This is a genomic window from Mycobacterium palustre (assembly GCF_002101785.1).
GTDB classification, from domain to species: Bacteria; Actinomycetota; Actinomycetes; order Mycobacteriales; family Mycobacteriaceae; genus Mycobacterium; species Mycobacterium palustre.
Genome location: NZ_LQPJ01000070.1, coordinates 66,892 through 88,398 on the forward strand (window position 1 = coordinate 66,892; position 21,507 = coordinate 88,398).

Here is a 21,507-nt window from a genome sequence, read left to right on the forward strand (position 1 = left end):
TCCCCGCTGTTCGGTGTCTTGATCACCGCCGCGAAATACCCGCCGGCGTGGGCCCTGTGCGGGCTATTCCCGTTGGTGGCAATACCGTTGGTGCCGACGCGGCTGCTGCCGCCCGGCTTGGAGGCTAGAGCGCGGCTGCAATCCGTTCGCCGACTGCGCTGGTGGCGGGTCGTCCGTCACCGCGGGCTGCCAGATAGGTTTCGACGGCCCGGTCCACCCGAGCAGCGGCCGCGTCCTCGCCGAGGTGGGAAAGCAGCAGCGCCACCGACATGATCGCCGCGGTCGGATCCGCGATGCCTTGCCCGGCGATGTCGGGCGCGCTGCCGTGCACCGGCTCGAACATCGAGGGGTTGGCGCGGGTGGCGTCGATGTTCCCGCTGGCGGCCAAGCCAATTCCGCCGCACACGGCCGCGGACAGGTCGGTGATGATGTCGCCGAACAGGTTGTCGGTGACGATCACGTCGAAGCGGCCCGGGTCGGTCACCATGAAGATGGTGGCGGCGTCGACGTGTTGATACGCCACCTCAACGTCGGGATACTCCTCGCCGACCTCGGCCACAATCCGCGACCACAGCTTGCCCGCGAAGGTCAGCACGTTGTTCTTGTGCACCAGCGTCAGGTGTTTGCGGCGTTGCATGGCGCGCTCGAACGCGTAGCGCACCACCCGGCGGACACCGAACGCGGTGTTGACGCTCACCTCGGTGGCCACCTCGTGGGGCGTGCCGGCGCGAAGGGCGCCACCGTTTCCGGTGTAGGGCCCCTCGGTTCCTTCGCGCACCACCACGAAGTCGATGTCCGGGTTGCCGGCGAGCGGGCTGGTCACCCCTTTGTAGAGCCGGCCCGGCCGCAGGTTGACGTGGTGGTCCAGCTCGAAACGCAGGCGCAGCAACAAACCTCGCTCCAGCACGCCGCTGGGCACCGACGGGTCGCCGACCGCCCCGAGCAGGATCGCGTCGTGCTCGCGCAACTCGGCGAGCACCGAATCCGGCAGCAGCTCGCCGGTAGCGTGGAACCGGCGGGCGCCCAGGTCGTAGCTGGTCTTCTCCACACCGGGCAGCACCGCGTCGAGGACCTTGAGCGCCTCGGCCACCACCTCCGGACCGATCCCGTCGCCACCGATAACAGCCAGCTTCACGAGAGGTCAACCACCTCAAGCTTGTTGGCGCCGACGGCGGCGGCGATCGCCGACCGCACGTCGCCCGGCACGTCCTGATCGAGTCGGAGCAGGATCGTCGCGCCCGGGCCCTCGGCGTCCTCGGACAGTTGCGCCGCTTGGATGTTCACCCCGGCCGCCCCCAGCAAGGTGCCGATCTTGCCCAGCGCGCCGGGCTGATCGACGTAGTTGATCACCAGGTTGGTGCCCTGGGCGCGCAGGTCGAAGTTGCGGCCGTTGATCTGCACGATCTTTTCGACCAACTGCGGTCCCGACAGGGTGCCCGCCACGTTGACGCACGATCCGTCGTGGGCGAGCGCGCGCACGTCGACGACGGAGCGGTGGTTGGGGCTCTCCGACGCCGTGCTGATTTCGGCGGTCACGCCGCGTTCGGAGGCCAGCGCCGGCGCGTTGACGAAGGTGACCTGATCCTCGATCACCGCCGAGAACAGTCCGCGCAGCGCCGAAAGCTTCAGCACCGCAACGTCTTCGGAAGCCAACTCGCCGCGCACCTGCACCTGCAGCGACGACGGGAGGCCGTCGGACAGGGCGGCGGCCAGCACGCCGAGCTTGCGCGCCAAATCCAGCCACGGCGCCACCTCTTCGCTGACGCCGCCGCCGACGTTGACCGCGTCCGGGACGAACTCGCCGGCCAGCGCCAGCCGCACGCTCTCGGCCACGTCGGTGCCCGCACGGTCCTGGGCCTCGGCGGTGGACGCCCCCAGGTGCGGCGTGACGACCACCTGCGGCAGCTCGAAAAGCGGGCTGTCGGTGCACGGTTCGGTGGCGAACACGTCGATGCCGGCGCCGCGGACGTGGCCGCTGCTGACCGCGTCGGCCAGCGCCGCCTCGTCCACCAGGCCGCCGCGCGCGGCGTTGACGATGATGACGCCCGGCTTGGTCTTCGCCAGCGCCTCCTTGTCGATCAGGCCCGCCGTCTCGGGCGTCTTCGGCAGGTGCACCGAGATGAAGTCGGCGCGGGCCAGCAGCTCGTCCAGCGAGAGCAGCTCGATGCCGAGCTGCGCGGCCCGGGCGGGCGCGACGTACGGGTCATAGGCGACGACGTGGGTGCCGAAGGCCGCGATCCGTTGCGCGAACAACTGGCCGATCCGGCCGAGGCCGACGACACCGACCGTCTTGCCGAAGATTTCGGTGCCCGAGAACGACGACCGCTTCCAGGTGTGGGCGCGCAGCGACGCGTCGGCGGCCGGGATCTGGCGGGCCGCGGACAGCAGCAGCGCCAGCGCGTGCTCGGCGGCGCTGTGGATGTTCGACGTCGGCGCGTTGACCACCAGCACCCCGCGCTCGGTGGCGGCGTCCACGTCGACGTTGTCCAGACCCACCCCGGCGCGGGCGACGATCTTGAGCTTGGGGGCGGCCGACAGCACCTCGGCGTCGACGGTGGTGGCCGACCGAACCAGCAGCGCGTCGGCCTCGGGCACGGCGGCCAGCAGCTTCTCCCGGTCGGGCCCGTCCACCCAGCGCACCTCGACCTGGTCCCCCAGGGCGGCCACGGTTGATTCGGCGAGTTTGTCGGCGATAAGTACAACTGGCAGGTTCACCCGGCCAGCCTATCGGCTGTAATTGACCGGTGGACGTCACCGTCGTGGGGAGCGGACCCAACGGGCTCGCCGCGGCCGTCATCTGCGCGCGGGCCGGCCTGAAAGTGCAGGTCATCGAGGCACAGCCGACCTTCGGCGGCGGCGCCCGCACCGCGGCCGACCCGGACTCTCCCGGAGTCGTACACGACGTGTGCTCGGCGGTTCACCCGCTGGCGCTGGCCTCGCCGTTCTTCGCCGAGTTCGACCTGCCCGCGCGCGGCGTGCAGCTGGCGGTGCCGGAGATCTCCTACGCCAACCCGCTGCCGGGCCGCCCGGCGGCCATCGCCTACCGCGACCTCGAGCGCACCTGCGCCGAGCTGGAGCACGGCGCCTCCTGGCGGCGGCTGCTCGGCCCGCTGGTGACCCACTCCGACGGCGTGGTGGGATTGCTGCTCGGCGACAAACGCTCGGTGCCACCCTCGCCGCCGACCGCGCTGCGGCTCGGGCTGCGGATGCTGGCCCAGGGCACCCCGGCGTGGGGCTTGCTGGCCGGAGAAGACGCGCGGGCGCTGTTCACCGGCGTTGCCGCCCATGTCATTTCGCGAATGCCGTCGCCGACGGCGGCCGGCGCCGGGATGCTTTTGGCCACGCTGGCCCATTCGGTCGGCTGGCCGATCCCGGTGGGTGGCACCCGCGCGATCACCGACGCGCTGATCGCCGACCTACGCGCGCACGGCGGCGAGCTCGCCGCCAACACCGAGGTCACCGAGCCGCCGCCGGGCGTCGTCGTCTTCGACACGGCGCCGACCGCGCTGCTGCGGATCTACGGCGACGCGCTTCCCGCTCGCTACGCAAAAGCGTTGCGCCGCTATCGTTTTGGTCCGGGTGTCGCCAAGGTCGACTTCGTGCTCAGCGACGAGATCCCGTGGTCGGACCCGCGCCTGCGGCGGGCGCCGACGCTGCATTTGGGCGGAACCCGCGAGCAGATGGCGCGCGCCGAGGCCGACATCGCCGCGGGGCGCCACGCCCAGTGGCCGATGGTGCTGGCCGCCTCGCCGCACATCGCCGATCCCGGCCGCATCGACATCGTCGGCCGCCGGCCGTTCTGGACCTACGCCCACGTGCCGTCGGGCTCCACCCTCGACGCGACCGAGACCGTGACCGGGATCGTCGAGCGGTTCGCCCCGGGCTTTCGCGACATCGTGGTGGCGGCGCGGGCCGTACCCGCCGCGCGGATGACCGACCACAACGCCAACTACGTCGGCGGCGACATTGGGATGGGCGCCAACTCCGCCTGGCGCGCGATCGCCGGCCCCACACCGCGCCTAAACCCTTGGCGCACACCGATTCCCAAGGCCTATCTGTGCTCGGCGGCCACCCCACCCGGCGGCGGCGTGCACGGCATGGCCGGCTACTACGCCGCGCGAACGCTGTTGCGCCGCGAATTCGGCCTCGGCATGCCTGGGCTGGCCCCATGACCAAGCTCGCGATCATCTACTACTCGGCCACCACGATCGCACGGCGCGTCGCCGCGGCGGCGCAGTCCGCGGACGCCGAGGTGCGGCTGCGACACGTCGCCGAGACGCAAGGACCCCCAGACGTTCGCTCACAACCCTGCGTGGACCGCGGATTACGAAGCAACCAAAGACCTTCCGGCGGCCACCGGCGACGACGTCGTCTGGGCCGGCGCCGTGAGCCGCCCAACGTGCTCTCAGGGCGAAAAAATCGCGAAAAGTGCGCCCTGAGAGCACGTTCGGCGGAAACGATTACGCCGTCTCGGTGATCGGGCGGTCGACCCAGCTCATCAGGTCACGCAGCCGCTTGCCGACGACCTCGATCGGGTGCTCGGCGTTCTCCTTGCGCAACCGCTCCAGCTCCTTGTTGCCGCCCTCGACGTTGGCGACCAGCTTGCGGGTGAAGGTGCCGTCCTGGATCTCGCGCAGGATGGTGCGCATCCGGTCCTTGGTGTCGGCATCGATGATGCGCGGGCCCGAGAGGTAGCCACCGAACTCCGCGGTGTCGGACACCGAGTAGTTCATCCGCGCGATGCCGCCCTCGTACATCAGGTCCACGATCAGCTTGAGCTCGTGCAGCACCTCGAAGTAGGCCATCTCCGGCGGGTAGCCCGCTTCGACCATCACGTCGAAGCCGGCCTTCACCAATTCCTCTGTGCCGCCGCATAACACGGCCTGCTCACCGAACAGGTCGGTCTCGGTCTCGTCCTTGAAGGTGGTCTTGATGACGCCGGCCCGGGTACCGCCGATGGCCTTGGCGTAGGACAGCGCCAGCGCCTCGCCCTTTCCGGTGGGGTCCTGGTCGACGGCGATCAGGCAGGGCACGCCCTTGCCGTCGACGAACTGGCGGCGCACCAAGTGGCCCGGCCCCTTCGGCGCGACCATCGCGACGGTGACCTCGGCGGGCGGCTTGATCAAGTCGAAGTGGATGTTGAGCCCGTGACCGAAAAACAAAGCGTCGCCGTCGTTCAGGTGGGGCTCGATCTCGTTCTTGAAGATGTCGGCCTGGGCCGTGTCCGGGGCCAGCAGCATGATGACGTCGGCCCACTTGGCGACCTCGGCGGGGGTGTCGACGTCCAGGCCCTGCTCTTCCACCTTGGGCCGCGACTTCGAACCCTCCTTCAGGCCCACGCGCACCTGCACGCCGGAGTCGCGCAGGCTCAGCGAGTGCGCGTGCCCCTGACTGCCGTACCCGATCACCCCGACCTTGCGACCCTGGATGATGGTGAGGTCGGCGTCGTCGTCGTAGAACATTTGCAATGCCTCACCAGAAGGCTTCGTCACTTCCTATCTCCTTCGAATCGATCAGCTGAAAAACTATTTGGCGGAGCTCATTCCGCGCCCGCCGCGGGACAGCGACACCAGCCCGGACTGGACGATCTCGCGGATGCCGAACGGCTCCAGCACCCGCAGCAGGGCCTCGATCTTGCCCCGGTTGCCGGTCGCCTCGATGGTCAACGCCTCCGGCGAAACGTCGATCACCTTGGCGCGGAACAGGTTCACCGCCTCGATGACCTGGCTGCGGCTGCCGGCGTCGGCGCGCACCTTGATCAGCGCCAGCTCCCGGGACATCGAATTGTCCTCATTCAGCTCGACGATCTTGATGACGTTGATGAGCTTGTTGAGCTGCTTGGTGACCTGCTCGAGCGGGGTGTCCTCGGCGGAGACCACGATGGTCATCCGCGACATGTCCTTCTGCTCGGTGGCGCCGACGGCCAGCGACTCGATGTTGAAGCCGCGGCGCGAGAACAGTGCCGCCACCCGGGCGAGCACACCGGGCTTGTCCTCGACGAGCACCGACAACGTGTGCGTCTTGGTCATGCGTGCCCTTCGCTCTCGTCGTCGAACAGCGGGCGGATGCCGCGCGCGGCCTGGATCTCGTCGTTGCTGGTCCCGGCGGCCACCATCGGCCACACCTGCGCGTCGGCGCCGACGATGAAGTCGATCACCACCGGGCGGTCGTTGATCTCGCGTGCCTTGTTGATGACGTCGACGACGTCTTCGGCCCGCTCGCAACGCAATCCGACGCAACCCAGCGCCTCGGCCAGCTTCACGAAGTCCGGGATGCGGTGCGAGTGCGTGGCCAGGTCGGTCTGCGAGTAGCGCTCCTCGTAGAACAGAGTCTGCCACTGCCGCACCATGCCCAGGTTGCCGTTGTTGATCAACGCCACCTTGATCGGCGCGCCCTCGATCGCGCAGGTGGCCAGCTCCTGGTTGGTCATCTGGAAGCAGCCGTCGCCGTCGATCGCCCACACCTCCGCCTCCGGGCGGCCGAGCTTGGCGCCCATGGCCGCCGGAACGGCGAATCCCATGGTGCCCAGGCCGCCGGAGTTCAGCCAGGTGCGCGGCTTTTCGTAAGAGATGAACTGCGCCGCCCACATCTGGTGCTGCCCGACCCCGGCGACGTACACCGCGTCCGGCCCGGCGATCTCGCCCAGCTTCTCGATGACGTATTCCGGGCTCAGGCTGCCGTCGCTCTGCGGGCCGTAGCTCAGCGGGTAGGTGGCCTGCACGCTGCGCAGGTACGCCCACCACTCGGTCATCTCGATGTGACCGGGAACATCATGGTGTTTCAGCATCGCGATCAGGTCGGTGATGACGGCCTTGACGTCGCCGACGATCGGCACGTCGGCGTGCCGGTTCTTGCCGATCTCGGCGGGGTCGATGTCGGCGTGGATGACCTTGGCCTCGGGCGCGAACGAGTCCAGCTTGCCGGTCACCCGGTCGTCGAAGCGGGTGCCCAGCGCGATCAGCAGGTCGCTGCGCTGCAGCGCGGCCACCGCCGCCACGGTGCCGTGCATGCCGGGCATGCCGAGGTTCTGCGGGTGGCTGTCGGGGAACGCGCCGCGCGCCATCAGCGTGGTGACCACGGGGATGCCGGTCAGGTCGGCCAGTTCGGCCAGCTGCTCGGTCGCCTCGCCGCGGATGACCCCGCCGCCGACGTAGAGCACCGGCTTGCGCGCGGCCGCGATCAGCTTGGCGGCCTCGCGGATCTGGCGGTTGTGCGGCTTGGTGTTGGGCTTGTAGCCCGGCAGGTCCATCTTCGGCGGCCAGCTGAACGTGCACTGCCCCTGCAGCACGTCCTTGGGGATGTCGACGAGCACCGCGCCCGGGCGCCCCGACGCCGCGATGTGGAATGCCTCGGCGATCACCCTCGGGATCTCGTCGCCGGAGCGAACCAGGAAGTTGTGTTTGGTGATCGGCATCGTGATGCCCGAGATGTCGGCCTCCTGGAAGGCGTCGGTGCCGATCAGCCCGCGCCCGACCTGGCCCGTGATCGCGACGACGGGAATCGAGTCCATCTGCGCGTCGGCCAGCGGGGTGACCAGGTTGGTGGCGCCGGGACCCGACGTCGCCATCATCACGCCGACCTTGCCGGTGGCGTGGGCGTACCCGCTGGCGGCGTGGCCGGCGCCCTGCTCGTGGCGAACCAGCACGTGGCGAAGCTTTTTCGAGTCGAACAGCGGGTCGTATACCGGCAGCACCGCGCCGCCGGGGATCCCGAAGATCACCTCGACGTCGAGCTCCTCCAGCGATCGGATCACCGCCTGGGCGCCGGTAAGTTGTTCGGGCGCAACGCGTTTCGATTGGACAGCGGGGGTCTTCGCGGCGGGTTTCACCGCGTCGGTGGCGATGTCGGTCGCACGCTGCTGCTGCGCGTGCGGCCTGGCGGGAGCGCTCACTGTGATTTCGTCCTCTTCACTTGGCAGTCTCGTTGTCGCGCATGAAAAAACCCCCGTCAGCTCAGCGGCTGAACGAGGGTTGCGCGTTGGTGCTGGATCGCTTCAAATGCTGAAGGGCTCAGTCAGGCACCAACGCGCTGACTAAGTACTACGAGCATCCCGGGCTTTCCGGCGGTTTCCATAGGGTCCGACGGTAGCCTTCGCACAGCTCAAGAGTCAAATCCGGTCACCGACGACGCCGACCCGACTCCGCGCCGGAACCGGCGTCGAGCGGCGGTGCGATGATGCCAGGGTGGTTACCGACTCCCCCGTCGTGATCAAGGTGTCGCCGATGGCGCACTTGGCCGTCGGCTTCTTGACCCTGGGATTGCTGATACCGGTGCTGGCGTGGCCGGTGTCCGCGCCGCTGCTGGCCATCCCGGTGCTGTTGTCGGCGTTGATCATCCGGCTGCGCACCGTCGCCGACGAGGCCGGGGTGACCGTTCGCACGCTGCTGGGCAGCCGCGCGGTGGCCTGGGACGACATCGACGGGCTGCGCTTTCACCGGGGATCCTGGGCGCGGGCGCGCCTTAAGAGCGGGGCGGAGCTGCGGCTGCCCGCGGTCAGCTTCGCGACCCTGCCGCTGCTGACCGAGGCGAGCGCGGGGCGGGTCCCCAATCCCTACCGATGAGGGTCAGGCGATCGGGTTGACCCCGTTGAGCAGCACCCATACCCCGATGCCTCCGGCGATGCCGCCCAGCAGCGCCACGAACGACCCGATGAACGGGCGATGCGCCCAGCCCCGGCCGGCGTCGAAGCCGTAGCGGCCCGGCCCGCACAGGATCACGGCGGCCGCCAGGAAGATCAGGGTGATCTGGTATTCGTGCCCCTGCGGCAGGAAGTACGAGAACGAATGCGAATGCGGCTTCGCCGAGACGGTGGCCAGCAGCTCGTTGATCAGGAACGCCAACGCGCCCGCCGCGGCCAGCGGGGTGAACAGACCCAGGATGAGCAGCACGGCCGCCACGATCTCGCCGCCGGCGCTCACGTACGCCAGCACGTCGGCGTGGTGATAGCCGACGTCGGACAGTGAGTTCCTCAGACCGGCCAGCCCCCCGCCGCCCCACCATCCGAACAGCTTCTGCAGCCCGTGGGCGCCGAGCACCACTCCAAGCCCGACCCGCAACAGCAGCAAACCCAGATGCTGGGTCCCGCGCCGGCCCGCGGCGCGGTGCGGGTCGTCCTCGATGTCCGAGTCGATGCGGGCCGGCTCGGTGGCCGAGATCGGCGCCGCATGCGGCACCGACTGCGGCTGCACGTAAGGCAAGGGCTCCTGCTGGTCGAGCAGGTTGTAGCCACCCGGGCCCGCCGCGGAGTGCTGGCCGGGGTCTTGGTAGGGGATGACCGTGGTGGTCCCGAAATCGCCCGGATACCCGACCGGCGTCAGGTCATCTTCGGGATCGACCAGGCGCGCCGACGCGGGGCGCCCGGGAATTGCCTCCGGGGACTCTCCCGGCCGCTGCCAATGTGCGTCATTCGATTGACTGGTCACGGGTGTCAGGGTAAGGGCAAATGGCCCTGAATTGGGGATTTGAGCGACGCTTTGGCCGGGCAATCGGCGGATAGTACGCCAAAACGGCCCCGATGCCCCCAAAATCACCCCGCGCGCTTTGCCGGACGGGTCGCCAAAGCGGGGCCGGCCGGGCGCCCGACACGGGCGGGCATGTGGCGGCGGTGGGCGCAGTGTCCGTAGCCTGTCGGTCATGCGACTAGGGCTGTCAGGGCGCTCGGCGCGGCGGGGGCTCGCCGCGCTGTGCGCGGTGGCGCTCGTGTCGAGCGGGTGCGCCCGGTTCAACGACGCCCAGTCACAGCCGTTCACGACCAACCCCGAACTCAAGCCGCAGCCGAGCTCGACGCCTCCCCCGCCGCCGCCGCTGCCGCCCACGCCGTTCCCGAAGGCGTGCCCGGCGCCCGGCGTCATGCAGGGCTGCCTGGAGAGCACCAGCGGCCTGATCATGGGCACCGACAGCAAAACCGCGCTGGTCGCCGAGCGCACCACCGGGGCGGTCAAGGAGATCTCCGTCAGCGCCGAGCCGAAGGTGAAGATGGTGATCCCGGTCGACCCGTCCGGCGACGGCGGCTTGATGGACATCGTGCTCTCGCCCACCTACACCCAGGACCGGCTGATGTACGCCTACATCAGCACGCCGAGCGACAACCGGGTGATCCGCATCGCCGACGGCGACATCCCCAAGGACATCCTGACCGGGATCCCGAAGGGGGCCACCGGCAACACCGGGGCGCTGATCTTCACCAGCCCCACCACGCTGGTCGTGATGACCGGCGACGCGGGCAACCCGGCGGCGGCCGCCGACCCGAAGTCGCTGGCCGGCAAGGTGCTGCGCATCGAGCAGCCGACGACCATCGGTCAGGCGCCGCCGACGACGGCGCTGTCCGGGGTCGGGGCCGGCGGCGGCCTGTGCATCGACCCGGTCGACGGCTCGCTGTATGTCGCCGACCGCACCCCCACCGCGGATCGCCTGCAGCGCATCACCAAGAACTCGGAGGTCTCCACGGTGTGGACCTGGCCGGACAAGCCGGGCGTGGCCGGGTGCGCGGCGATGGATGGCACGGTGTTGGTCAACCTGATCAACACGAAGCTGACGGTGGCGGTACGGCTCGCGCCGTCGACGGGCGCCGTGACCGGTGAACCCGACGTGGTCCGCAAGGACACCCACGCCCACGCGTGGGCGCTGCGCATGTCGCCCGACGGAAACGTCTGGGGCGCAACGGTCAACAAGACGGCCGGGGACGCCGAGAAGCTCGACGACGTGGTGTTCCCGCTGTTCCCGCAGGGCGGCGGCTTCCCGCGCAACAACGACGACAAGACCTGATTTCGCTCGGCGAGCGTGAATCTTGCGACGCCGTATCGGCGTGTCGCGCCGCCGTTTTCACACTCGGCCCGCGGCGGCGCCGGTCAGCTTTGTCCGCAGGCGGCCAGCACCAGTTCGCGCACCCGCGCCGCGTCGGCCTGCCCGCGGGTGGCCTTCATCACCGCCCCCACGATCGCGCCGGCCGCGGCCACCTTGCCGCCGCGGATCTTTTCGGCCACATCGGGATTGGCGGCCAGGGCTTCGTCGACGGCGGCCTGCGTGACGGAGTCGTCGCGCACCAGTTCCAGGCCGCGCGCGGCCATCACCTGGTCCGGATCGCCCTCACCGGCCAGCACCCCCTCGACGACCTGGCGGGCCAGCTTGACCGACAGCTTGCCCTCGTCGACCAGCGCGATCACCGCGGCGACCTGGGCCGGCGTGATGGCCAGCTCGTCCAACCCGACGTTGGCCTCGTTGGCCTTTTGCACGAGGAAGTTTCCCCACCAGGCCCGCGCCGGCTCGCTTCCCGCGCCGTGCTTGACGGTCTCGATGACCAGGTCGACGGCGCCGGCGTTGACCAGGTCGCGCATCACCTCGTCGGAAACACCCCATTCCTGCTGAATCCGCTTGCGGGTCAACCACGGTAGCTCGGGAATGGTCTTTCGCAGCCGCTCGACCCACTCGCGGTCGGGTGCGACGGGCTCCAGGTCGGGCTCGGGGAAATAGCGGTAGTCCTCGGCGGTCTCCTTGGTGCGGCCCGGGCTGGTGTACCCGGCCTCGTGAAAGTGCCTGGTCTCCTGGGTGATTCGGCCGCCCGCCGCCAACACGGCTGCCTGGCGCTGCATTTCGTAACGGACGGCGACCTCGACGCTACGCAGCGAGTTGACGTTCTTGGTTTCCGTGCGGGTGCCGAACTCGGCGGCCCCCTTGGGCATCAGCGACACGTTGGCGTCGCAGCGCATCGACCCCTGGTCCATTCGGACGTCGGATACGCCCAAGGCGCGCAACAGGTCTCGCAACGCCGTCACGTAGGCGCGGGCGATCTGCGGCGCCTTAGCGCCGGCGCCGACGATGGGCTTGGTGACGATCTCGATCAGCGGCACGCCGGCCCGGTTGTAGTCGATCAGCGACGTCGTCGCGCCGTGGATGCGGCCGGTCTCGCTGCCCAGGTGGGTGAGCTTGCCGGTGTCCTCTTCCATGTGCGCCCGCTCGATGTCCACCCGCCAGGTGCTGCCGTCCTCGAGCGGTGCTTCGAGGTAGCCGTTGATGGCGATCGGCTCGTCGTACTGCGAGATCTGGTAGTTCTTCGGCATGTCCGGGTAGAAGTAGTTCTTCCGCGCGAAGCGGCACCACGGCACGATCTCGCAGTTCAGCGCCAGGCCGATCCGGACCGCCGACTCGACCGCGGCCTGGTTGAGCACGGGCAGCGAACCGGGCAGCCCCAGGCATACGGGGCACACCTGGGTGTTGGGTTCGGCGCCGAACGTGGTGGCGCAGCCGCAGAACATCTTGGTCACGGTGGACAGCTCGACGTGCACCTCGAGGCCCAGGACCGGGTCGAAACGCGCGACGACCTCGTCGTACTCCAGCAACTCGCCGGCAGCAACACTCATGCCGTCGATCCTAACGAGGGACGCCGGTCACGACCCGTGCGGCGCCCGCCGGGCCCCGAACCGCAGGTTTCCCCCGCCAGCCGGCGGCCCGAACATGTCGGCGATCGCGGCCGCCATCTCCAGGTACGCCCGCCTGCTTTCCCTGCTCAGCCGGTCCAGCCCGATCTCTTTGCCGTCCTGCACATGGCGGTCGAAGGGCAGCACCACGCTGGCGCCCACGCGGGCGGACAGCTCGTCGAGCTCCTTGGCGGCCAGCACGCCGACCTTGCCGGGCTGGACATGGTTGATCACCAGCACCGTGGATGCCATCAAACGCTGATACCCGTTGTGGCTCAACAGATCCAGGGTGGTCTTCGTCTTGCGTATCGCGTCGGTGGAGGTGCTGGTGACAACCACCAGGGCACAGGCCGCCGGCAGGACGGCGTCCATCACGGCCGAGTTGACCGCCTTGACGCAGTCCACCAGAACCAGCGAATAGTGTTTGCGCAGAATCGAAAACGCCTTGACGACGTCGCGGCGCTCCAGTCGCCAGTCGGTGCGCGAATAGTCCGGCAGCCCGAGCACCTCCAGCCCGAAGCTGTTCATGTAGGTGTGCGCCCGGATCCGCGCGTAGTCCGCGACCGAGCCGTCGGCGAGCAGGTCGGCCAAGCTCAGCGGGTTGCGGCGGCCGTGGCGCTCCGCGAGGTCGCCGGCGTCGAGGTCCACGGCGATCACCCGGTCGTTGCGCACCGCGGCCAAGGTCGAGCCGAGCGCCTCGACCACCACGGTCTTGCCCACCCCGCCCTTGAGGTTGAGCACCGCGATCGGGAACGCCCCGCGCACCGGCGTGCGGATGCGCTCCCGCAGGTCGTGTGCGTAGGCGGCGTCCCTGCCGGGACCGAGGTCGATTCCGGTGAGCCGGCGCAGCACATCCCGCCAGCCGGTCCGCCCCGAGTCGTCCAGCTTCGGCTGGTCCAGGCCGTCGAGGGCCGTCCCACCCATTGTCGGCTCGCGGCGAAACGGCGACGACACCCGCCGCACCGGGGCCCGGGCGGTATGGGGGGCCGAGAATGGTTTCACGGGCTTTGGCGGCGCGGCGCGATAGGGCTCGGGCACCGTCGCCGGTGTCGGATCCGCGTCGGCGCGCCAGCGCAAGGGCGGCACACGAAGATCCGGCGACCTCGATGGCCTTGCCGGTGCGGCGGGCGGCTGAACGACTCCGCGAAGGGAGCCGCGGTTGCTCATACCTCACCGTATAACCTCTCGAACTGGCCGAAAACCACCAACCCCGCCCCGACCAGGCATGCGCTGCCAAATGTGACGGCAAATTCAGCCGGGCGTCGAATCGGCGCCACCGGATGTTTGCGAACCGGTCGCCACCTATCCGAAGAAGGCGGCCGCATCGTCGTAGCGGCTGTCGGGCACCAGCTTGAGCCGGCGCGTGGCATCCGCCAGCGGCACCCGGCCGATGTCCTGGCCGCGCAGCGACACCATCTGGCCGTACTCACCCGCGTGTGCCGCGTCGGCCGCGTTGACACCGAACCGCGTCGCGAGCACCCGGTCGTAGGCGGTCGGGGTGCCGCCGCGCTGGACGTGGCCCAGCACCGTCACCCGGACCTCCTTGTTGATCCGCTTTTCCACCTCGGCGCCCAGCTGGGCGGCCACCCCGGTGAAACGCTCGTGGCCGAACTCGTCGATTCCGCCCTCCCGCAGCGTGATTGAGCCCGCGACCGGCTTTGCACCCTCGGCCACCACGCAGATGAAGTGCGAATCCCCGCGCTGGAAGCGCCGTTTGACGAGCCGGCAGACCTCCTCGACGTCGAAGGGCTGCTCGGGGATCAGCGTCATGTGCGCGCCCGACGCCAGCCCGGCGTTGAGCGCGATCCACCCCGCGTGTCGCCCCATCACCTCCACCAGCATCACCCGCTGGTGGGACTCGGCGGTGCTGTGCAGCCGGTCGATGGCGTCGGTGGCCACCGTCAGCGCGGTGTCGTGGCCGAAAGTGACGTCGGTGCAATCGATGTCGTTGTCGATGGTCTTCGGCACGCCGACCACGGGAACGTTCTCCTCCGACAGCCAGTGCGCCGCGGTCAGCGTGCCCTCGCCGCCGATCGGGATCAGCACGTCGATGCCGTTGTCGTCCAGGGTCTGCTTGATCTGGTCCAGCCCGGCGCGAAGCTTGTCCGGATGCACCCGCGCGGTGCCCAGCATCGTGCCGCCCTTGGCGAGCAGCCGGTCGTTGCGGTCATCGTTGTGCAGCTGCAGCCGCCGATTCTCCAGCAATCCGCGCCACCCGTCCTGGAAGCCGACCACCGACGAGCCGTAGCGGGCGTCGCAGGTGCGCACGATCGCCCGGATGACCGCGTTCAGGCCGGGGCAGTCGCCGCCCCCGGTGAGAATTCCGATCCGCATGCCTTCATCTTGCCCCGCGGAAGCGGGCGGTAGCCCGTCGAAAGGCGCGGTTGGCCGCCAAACCGTTAAACCGTGGGAGCGGCCGGCAGCGGGCCCCGAGCCGCCTCGTAGGCGGCGCCGACCCGGTACAGCCGGTCGTCGGCCAGCGCGGGGGCCATGATCTGCAGCCCCACCGGCAGGCCGTCGTCCGGCGACAGCCCCGACGGCACCGACATGCCGCAGTGGCCGGCCAGGTTGAGCGGCAGGGTGCACAGGTCGAACAGGTACATCGCCAGCGGGTCGTCCACCTTCTCGCCGAGCGGGAACGCCGTGGTCGGCGTCGCGGGCGATACCAGCACGTCCACCGACCGGTAGGCCTCATCGAGGTCGCGGGCGATCAGCGTGCGCACCTTCTGCGCCTGGTTGTAGTAGGCGTCGTAATAGCCGGCCGACAGCGCGTAGGTGCCGATCATGATGCGCCGCTTGACCTCCGGGCCGAACCCGGCGGCCCGCGTCAGCGCCATCACCTCCTCGGCGCTGTGGGTGCCGTCGTCGCCGACGCGCAGCCCGTAGCGCATCGCGTCGAAGCGGGCCAGGTTGCTCGACACCTCCGACGGCAGGATCAGGTAGTAGGCGGCCAGCGCGTGGTCGAAATGGGGGCAGTCGACTTCGCTGACCTCGGCGCCCAAGCCGGTCAGCTTCTCGACGGCGGCCTCGAACGACGCCAGTACCCCCGGCTGGTAGCCCTCGCCGCGCAGCTGGCGCACCACCCCGACGCGCACGCCGCGCAGGTCACCGGCCGCGCCGGCCCGGGCGGCGCCGACGACGTCGGGCACCTCGGCGGCCAGGGAGGTCGAGTCGCGGCGGTCGTGCCCGGCGATCACTTGGTGCAGCAGCGCGGTGTCCAGCACCGTGCGCGCGCACGGCCCGCCCTGGTCCAGCGACGACGCGCAGGCGACCAGCCCGTAGCGCGACACCGTGCCGTAGGTGGGCTTGACCCCGACGGTCGCGGTCAGCGCAGCCGGCTGGCGGATGGAGCCCCCGGTGTCGGTGCCGATGGCCAGCGGCGCCTGGAACGCGGCCAGCGCCGCCGCGCTGCCGCCCCCCGAGCCGCCGGGCACCCGGTCCAGGTCCCACGGGTTGCGGGTGGGGCCGTAGGCCGAGTTCTCCGTCGAGCTGCCCATCGCGAACTCGTCCATGTTCGTCTTGCCCAGGATCGGGATGCCGGCCGCGCGCAGCCGCGCGGTGACCGTGGCGTCATAGGGAGAGCGCCAGCCTTCGAGGATCTTGGAGCCGCAGGTGGTCGGCATGTCGGTGGTGGTGAAGACGTCCTTGAGCGCCAGCGGCACCCCGGCCAGCGCCGAGGGCGGCGGCTCCCCGGCGGCCACGGCTTTGTCGACGGCCGCCGCCGCCGCCAGCGCCTCGTCGGCCGCCACGTGCAGAAACGCGTGGTACCGGTCGTCCGTTGCCTCGATCCGGTCCAGGCAGGCCCGGGTGATTTCCGTGGACGACAGCTCCTTTGCGGCGACCCGGGCGGCCAGCGTCGCGGCGTCGGAGCGGACGATCTCGTTCACTCGGCGTCCCCCAGGATCTGCGGGACGGCGAAGCGGCCGTCGACGGCCTCGGGCGCCTCGGCCAGCGCCTGTTGCTGGGTCAGGCACGGCGTCATCTCGTCGGGTCGCGTGACGTTGACGTCCTTGAGCGGGTTGTCGGTGGGCTCGACGCCGGTGACGTCGACGCCCTGGATCTGGCCGACGTGGGTCAGGATGGCGTCGAGTTGGCCGGCGTAGCTGTCGAGCTCGGCATCCGTCAACGCCAACCGGGCCAGGCGGGCGAGGTGCGCCACCTCGTCGCGAGAGATCTGAGACACGACCCGAAAGCCTACCCAGCGCGCGCTTGGCGCTCGCCCGCCGGAGCGATGCAAACCGAAATGTTGCCGACACATCGCTGTGCAACAGTGTTGGCCGTGCCGTCCTACCTGTTGCGCATCGTGCTGGCCGACCGCCCCGGCAGCCTGGGGTCGCTGGCGGTGGCGCTCGGCTCGGTGGGGGCCGACATCCTGTCGCTGGACGTGGTGGAGCGCAGCGCGGGCTATGCGATCGACGACCTGGTCATCGAGCTGCCGCCGGGGGCGATGCCGGACCGGCTGATCACGGCGGCCGAGTCGCTGCCCGACGTCCGCGTCGACAGCGTCCGCCCACACACCGGGCTGCTGGAGGCCCACCGCGAGCTGGAGCTGCTCGACCATGTCGCCGCGGCCCGCGACAACGCCTCGCGGCTGCAGACGCTCGTCGATGAGGCGCCCAAGGTGCTGCGGGTCAGCTGGTGCACGGTGTTGCGCAACGAACACGGGGAGCCGCAGCGCCTCGCGGGCAGCCCGGGCGCCCCGGAAACGCCGGCGGATTCGGCCCCGTGGCTGCCGATCGAGCGGGCGGCGACGCTGGACGGCGCCGGCGAATGGGTGCCGGCGGCGTGGCGCGACCTGGACATCGCGATGGTCGCCGCGCCGCTCGGGGACCCGCACACGGCGGTGGTGCTGGGCCGCCCGGGCCCGGAGTTCCGTCCGTCGGAGGTGGCGCGGCTGGGCTACCTCGCCGGGATCGTGGCCACCATGCTGCGCTGAGCCGGCGCCTACCACCGCCGCGGGCCCTCATCCGCGTCTCGCGGCCGCGCTTCGGCGAACGTTTTATGGTAGGCATTGTGACCCAGATTTCCGATCGCACCGCCGGGTCATCGCTGTGGTCTCCTCGGGAGGCTGAGTTGTTGGCGGTGACGTTGCGGCTCCTGCAGGAGCACGGGTACGACGGGTTGACGGTGGACGCCGTCGCGGCCACCGCGCGCGCCAGCAAAGCCACGGTGTACCGGCGCTGGCCCTCCAAAGCCGAACTGGTGCTGGCAGCGTTCATCGAGGGCATCCGCCAGGTGGTCGTCGCACCCGACACCGGCACGCTACGGGGCGATTTGCTGCGGCTGGGTCAGGTGGTGTGCGAGCAGGCCGGCCAGCACGCCCGCACCATCCGCGCGGTGCTGGTCGAGGTGTCTCGCAACAGCGCGCTCAACGACGCGATGCATCAGTTTCTCGATCAGCGGAAGGCCTTGGTCGCGCACATCCTGCGGCAGGCCGTCGAGCGGGGCGAGATCGGCGAGGCCGCCCCCAGCGACGAACTCTGGGACCTGCTGCCCGGCTACCTCATCTTTCGGTCGGTCATGGCCAACCGGCCGCCCACCCAACGCACCGTGGAGGCCCTGGTCGATGAGGTGATCATCCCCGCCCTGACGCGCCCTGGCGGATAACGACATTCGCTAACCGAATGCCCGGCGGGCGGCCGGTGCGCCCCGGCCGATGTAGACGGTACCGTCTCTTGTCCTGGCCGGTCCCGTACCGTACTGTCAAGCTGTCGATCGAAAGGCCAACGGTGAGCAGGATGTCAGTCACCACTGGGGTCAGGCGGTGGTGGATAGCGCTGGTCGTCGTCGTGGTCGCGGCCGTCGCGTCGTTCTGCATCTATCGACTCCACGGGGTCTTCGGGTCGCACAACAATACGTCGGCCGCCAGCGGCGCCTCGGAACAGACCGAGCCGTTCAATCCCAAACACATTACCCTTGAGGTCTTTGGCGACCCGGGGGCGGTGGCAACGATCAATTACGTGGACACCAATGTTCAGCCGCGGCAGGTCTTGAACGCGCCCCTGCCGTGGTCCTTAACCATGGTCACGACGCAGCCCGGAGCATTCAGCAACCTTGTGGCACAAGGCAATAGCGATTCCCTTGGCTGTCGCATCCTGGTGGACGGCGAAGTGAAGGACGAAAGGATCGTCAACGAAGTGAACGCCTACACCTTTTGCCTGGTGAAGTCCGCATGAGCGACCCAGACGCCCCGCGCCCTGCCGTGGCGCACGCGATCCGCCGGCTTTCGGTGCCGATCCTGCTGCTCTGGGTGGGGCTGGCCGCCATCGCCAATATCGCGGTGCCGAACCTGGAAGACGTCGCCAAAGCGCACAACGTGTCCCTGAACTCCCCCGATGCGCCGTCGTTTCAGGCGATGCGACGCATCGGCAAAGTGTTTCGCGAGTTCGACTCCGACAGCGCGGCCATGATCGTGCTGGAAGGCGACAAACCGCTGGGCGCTGACGCGCACCGGTTCTACGACTCCTTGGTGCGCAAACTCGAGCAAGACACCAAGCATGTGGAGCACGTCCAGGACTTCTGGGGAGATCCGCTGACGGCGGCGGGCTCGCAAAGCAAGGACGGCAAGGCCGCCTACGTTCAGGTGTATCTCGCCGGTAACCAGGGCGATGCCCTAGCCAACGAGTCCGTCGACACGGTCCGCCAGATCGTGGCTCATACGACGCCGCCACCCGGCGTCAAGGCCTACGTGACCGGCGCGGCGCCGCTGGTGGCCGATCAGTTCGAAGTCGGTAGCAAAGGCACCTTCAAGGTCACGATCATCACCGTCTTGGTGATTCTGGCGATGCTGTTGTGGGTCTACCGTTCGTTCGTCAACTCGATCGTGGTGCTGGCGGCGGTCATCATCGAAATGGCCGCGGCCCGGGGCGTGGTCGCGTTTTTGGGAAGCGTCGGGTTGATCGGGCTGTCGACCTATTCGACGAATCTGCTCACCCTGCTGGTGATCGCCGCCGGGACGGACTACGCCATATTCTTTCTCGGCCGTTACCACGAGGCACGGCACGACGGGCAGGACCGCGAAACCGCCTTTTACACCATGTATCGCGGAACCGCCCACGTGGTCTTGGGCTCGGGCCTTACCGTTGCCGGCGCGGTGTTCTGTTTGCGCTTCACCCGGCTGAATTATTTTCAGAGCCTGGGGATTCCCGCCGCGCTAGGCATCCTGGTCGCGCTGGCGGCCGCCCTCACCCTGGCCCCCGCCGTGATCGCCGTGGGCGGTCTGTTCGGGCTCTTCGACCCCAAGCGCAGGGTCGCGACCCGGGGGTGGCGGCGCATCGGCACCGCGATCGTCCGCTGGCCCGGACCGATTCTGGTGGTGGCTACCGCGGTAGCGCTCATCGGTTTGCTCGCCCTGCCCGGCTACAAGACGAACTACGACGCCCGTGCCTACATGCCCGCCAGTGCGCCCGCCAACATCGGATATGCGGCTGCCGAGCGCCATTTTTCCCAGGCCCGGCTGAATCCCGAACTGCTGATGATCGAAACCGATCACGACATGCGGAATCCGGCCGACATGATCAATTTGGAAAGGGTCGCAAAAGCCATCGCCCACCTGCCCGGCATCGCCCAAGTGCAGTCGATGACCAGGCCCCTGGGAACGCCGATCGAACACACGTCGTTGGCTTTTCAGATCAGCGCGGGCAGCATCGGCAACATCGAGAACCTGCAGTACCAAAAAGAGCGCGCGGAGGACATACGGAAGCAGGCCGACACGCTAAGAGACACCATCAGCATTTTGAACCGGCAGTATTCGCTGCAAAAAGACCTCGCGGCCTCAACCCACGACGAGACCCAGAGCTTCCACGACACGATCGCCACCATTAACGAGCTGCGCGACAAGATCGCGAATTTCGACGATTTCTTCCGGCCGATTCGCAGTTACTTCTACTGGGAAAGGCACTGCTATGACATTCCCGCATGCTATGCGCTCAGGTCCGTCTTCGACGCGCTCGACGGCATTGATCAGCTCAGCGCGCAGTTCGAAAAGCTCACCGCCAGCCTGGACAAATTGGATGCGGGCCAGCAGAAGCTGGTGACGCTGCTGCCGCCCCAGATCGCCGACCAGGAGAAGAACCTGGGACTGACGCTGTCCAACTACGCCACCAATTTCGGGATCAATGCCCAGACGCGAGCTAACACCGACACGGCGACCGCCCTGGGGCAGGCCTATGACGCCGCGAAGAACGACGACTCCTTCTACATGCCCCCGGAGGCTTTCCAAAACCCCGAGTTCCAGCGGGGTTTGAAAATGTTCCTCTCGCCGGATGGCAAGGCCGCCCGCATGATCATTTCCCACGAGGGGGATCCCGCCACCCCCGAAGGCATCTCGCATATCGACCCGATTCGGGAGGCGGCGAAACAAGCCGTGAAAAACACTCCCCTCGGGGACTCGAACATTTATCTCGCCGGCACCGCGGCGACCTATAAGGACATCGCCGACGGCGCCAAGTACGACCTCATGATCGCCGGGATAGCCGCGCTGAGCCTGATTTTGATCATCATGCTGATCATCACCCGCAGCCTGGTCGCCGCGATCGTCATCGTCGGCACGGTGGCGCTTTCGTTGGGCGCCTCTTTCGGGCTTTCGGTGCTGATTTGGCAGGACGTTTTGGGTATCAAGCTGTACTGGATTTGCCTTGCGCTGTCGGTCATCATCCTCTTGGCGGTGGGGTCCGACTACAATTTGTTGCTGATCTCCCGGTTCAAAGAGGAAGTCCGCGCCGGCTTGAACACCGGCATCATCCGTGCGATGGCGGGCAGCGGGGCGGTGGTGACGTCAGCCGGCCTGGTGTTCGCCTTCACCATGTCGTCCTTCGTGTTCTCCGCTTTGTTGGTGCTGGGCCAAGTCGGTACCACGATCGGCCTAGGGCTGCTGTTCGACACGCTGATCGTGCGTTCGTTTATGACGCCGTCCGTCGCCGCGCTGCTCGGCCGGTGGTTCTGGTGGCCCCAGCGCGTGCGCCCCCGCCCCGCCAGCAGCATGCTTCGCCCGTACGGGCCGCGTTCGGCGGTTCGCCAACTGCTGCTCTGGGAGGACGGAGACCCCGCGGTGGCTTTCGACTCGTCGCGCGCGGGCCGGCCCTGAGAGCGTCGT

General features: G+C 68.9%; 18 protein-coding genes and 1 pseudogene. 8 read left to right on the forward strand and 11 right to left on the reverse strand.

Features of this window, described 5'->3' with window-relative positions; translation table 11 throughout:
* Nucleotides 1-124 precede the first annotated feature (124 nt).
* Together AWC19_RS06575 and serA are read right to left on the reverse strand one after the other, a co-directional pair.
* Nucleotides 125-1,135, reverse strand: a complete 1,011-nt coding sequence (locus AWC19_RS06575) for a 3-isopropylmalate dehydrogenase (RefSeq protein ID WP_085077264.1) — start codon at nucleotides 1,133-1,135, stop codon at nucleotides 125-127.
* Nucleotides 1,132-2,715, reverse strand: a complete 1,584-nt coding sequence (serA, locus tag AWC19_RS06580; protein ID WP_085077265.1) for a phosphoglycerate dehydrogenase — start codon at nucleotides 2,713-2,715, stop codon at nucleotides 1,132-1,134. Before serA ends, AWC19_RS06575 begins: the two co-directional genes overlap by 4 nt.
* A 29-nt stretch (nucleotides 2,716-2,744) precedes the next feature.
* On the opposite strand from serA, the gene AWC19_RS06585 reads away from it, so the two are divergent.
* Together AWC19_RS06585 and AWC19_RS06590 are read left to right on the forward strand one after the other, a co-directional pair.
* Nucleotides 2,745-4,172 carry a phytoene desaturase family protein gene (locus AWC19_RS06585; RefSeq protein WP_085077266.1) on the forward strand — a complete coding sequence of 476 codons (1,428 nt, stop codon included), beginning with the start codon at nucleotides 2,745-2,747 and terminating at the stop codon, nucleotides 4,170-4,172.
* Nucleotides 4,169-4,388 (forward strand): annotated as a pseudogene (locus AWC19_RS06590) (NAD(P)H dehydrogenase); the annotation flags it as partial. The gene AWC19_RS06585 and the pseudogene AWC19_RS06590, both read left to right, overlap by 4 nt.
* Before the next feature lie 72 nt (nucleotides 4,389-4,460).
* On the opposite strand, the gene ilvC reads toward AWC19_RS06590, so the two are convergent.
* From ilvC to AWC19_RS06605, 3 genes are all read right to left on the reverse strand, one after another.
* Entirely contained in the window at nucleotides 4,461-5,462 is a 1,002-nt protein-coding gene (gene ilvC, locus AWC19_RS06595; protein ID WP_085077267.1) for a ketol-acid reductoisomerase, read from the reverse strand.
* 63 nt (nucleotides 5,463-5,525) lie between these two features.
* Complete coding sequence (gene ilvN, locus AWC19_RS06600; RefSeq protein ID WP_085077268.1) at nucleotides 5,526-6,029, reverse strand: acetolactate synthase small subunit; 504 nt, start codon at nucleotides 6,027-6,029, stop codon at nucleotides 5,526-5,528.
* Nucleotides 6,026-7,891, reverse strand: a complete 1,866-nt coding sequence (locus AWC19_RS06605) for an acetolactate synthase large subunit (protein ID WP_085077269.1) — start codon at nucleotides 7,889-7,891, stop codon at nucleotides 6,026-6,028. The genes ilvN and AWC19_RS06605 overlap by 4 nt, the downstream gene beginning before the upstream one ends.
* Before the next feature lie 331 nt (nucleotides 7,892-8,222).
* On the opposite strand from AWC19_RS06605, the gene AWC19_RS06610 reads away from it, so the two are divergent.
* Nucleotides 8,223-8,561: a PH domain-containing protein gene (locus AWC19_RS06610; protein WP_085077358.1), complete on the forward strand. Its 339-nt coding sequence runs from the start codon at nucleotides 8,223-8,225 to the stop codon at nucleotides 8,559-8,561.
* 3 nt (nucleotides 8,562-8,564) lie between these two features.
* Here the strand turns inward: AWC19_RS06610 and AWC19_RS06615 are convergent, their stop codons facing one another.
* Nucleotides 8,565-9,422 (reverse strand): DoxX family protein, encoded by an 858-nt coding sequence (locus tag AWC19_RS06615; RefSeq protein WP_085077270.1) that lies wholly within the window; start codon nucleotides 9,420-9,422, stop codon nucleotides 8,565-8,567.
* Nucleotides 9,423-9,633: 211 nt separating this feature from the next.
* Between AWC19_RS06615 and AWC19_RS06620 the strand changes: the two genes are divergently transcribed.
* Complete coding sequence (locus AWC19_RS06620) at nucleotides 9,634-10,764, forward strand: PQQ-dependent sugar dehydrogenase (RefSeq protein WP_085077271.1); 1,131 nt, start codon at nucleotides 9,634-9,636, stop codon at nucleotides 10,762-10,764.
* Nucleotides 10,765-10,847: 83 nt separating this feature from the next.
* Here the strand turns inward: AWC19_RS06620 and gatB are convergent, their stop codons facing one another.
* The 5 genes from gatB to gatC form a co-directional block, all read right to left on the reverse strand.
* Nucleotides 10,848-12,356 (reverse strand): Asp-tRNA(Asn)/Glu-tRNA(Gln) amidotransferase subunit GatB, encoded by a 1,509-nt coding sequence (gene gatB, locus AWC19_RS06625; RefSeq protein WP_085077272.1) that lies wholly within the window; start codon nucleotides 12,354-12,356, stop codon nucleotides 10,848-10,850.
* Between the two features lie 27 nt (nucleotides 12,357-12,383).
* A complete protein-coding gene (locus AWC19_RS06630; RefSeq protein WP_245848772.1) occupies nucleotides 12,384-13,337 on the reverse strand; it encodes a MinD/ParA family ATP-binding protein in 954 nt (317 codons plus the stop codon).
* Between the two features lie 378 nt (nucleotides 13,338-13,715).
* Nucleotides 13,716-14,747, reverse strand: a complete 1,032-nt coding sequence (locus AWC19_RS06635) for an ATP-dependent 6-phosphofructokinase (RefSeq protein ID WP_085077274.1) — start codon at nucleotides 14,745-14,747, stop codon at nucleotides 13,716-13,718.
* A 65-nt stretch (nucleotides 14,748-14,812) separates the two neighbouring features.
* Nucleotides 14,813-16,300 (reverse strand): Asp-tRNA(Asn)/Glu-tRNA(Gln) amidotransferase subunit GatA, encoded by a 1,488-nt coding sequence (gatA, locus tag AWC19_RS06640; RefSeq protein WP_085077275.1) that lies wholly within the window; start codon nucleotides 16,298-16,300, stop codon nucleotides 14,813-14,815.
* Nucleotides 16,297-16,596, reverse strand: coding sequence for an Asp-tRNA(Asn)/Glu-tRNA(Gln) amidotransferase subunit GatC (gene gatC / locus AWC19_RS06645; protein ID WP_085077276.1), 300 nt, complete (start codon nucleotides 16,594-16,596; stop codon nucleotides 16,297-16,299). Before gatC ends, gatA begins: the two co-directional genes overlap by 4 nt.
* A gap of 96 nt (nucleotides 16,597-16,692) precedes the next feature.
* On the opposite strand from gatC, the gene AWC19_RS06650 reads away from it, so the two are divergent.
* The 4 genes from AWC19_RS06650 (at nucleotide 16,693) to AWC19_RS06665 (ending at nucleotide 21,498) form a co-directional block, all read left to right on the forward strand.
* Nucleotides 16,693-17,349, forward strand: a complete 657-nt coding sequence (locus AWC19_RS06650) for an ACT domain-containing protein (RefSeq protein WP_142281027.1) — start codon at nucleotides 16,693-16,695, stop codon at nucleotides 17,347-17,349.
* 65 nt (nucleotides 17,350-17,414) lie between these two features.
* Nucleotides 17,415-18,020 carry a TetR/AcrR family transcriptional regulator gene (locus AWC19_RS06655; RefSeq protein ID WP_085077278.1) on the forward strand — a complete coding sequence of 202 codons (606 nt, stop codon included), beginning with the start codon at nucleotides 17,415-17,417 and terminating at the stop codon, nucleotides 18,018-18,020.
* Between the two features lie 131 nt (nucleotides 18,021-18,151).
* Entirely contained in the window at nucleotides 18,152-18,589 is a 438-nt protein-coding gene (locus tag AWC19_RS06660) for an MmpS family transport accessory protein (RefSeq protein WP_276043198.1), read from the forward strand.
* Nucleotides 18,586-21,498 (forward strand): MMPL/RND family transporter, encoded by a 2,913-nt coding sequence (locus AWC19_RS06665; RefSeq protein WP_085077279.1) that lies wholly within the window; start codon nucleotides 18,586-18,588, stop codon nucleotides 21,496-21,498. The genes AWC19_RS06660 and AWC19_RS06665 overlap by 4 nt, the downstream gene beginning before the upstream one ends.
* Nucleotides 21,499-21,507 lie beyond the last annotated feature (9 nt).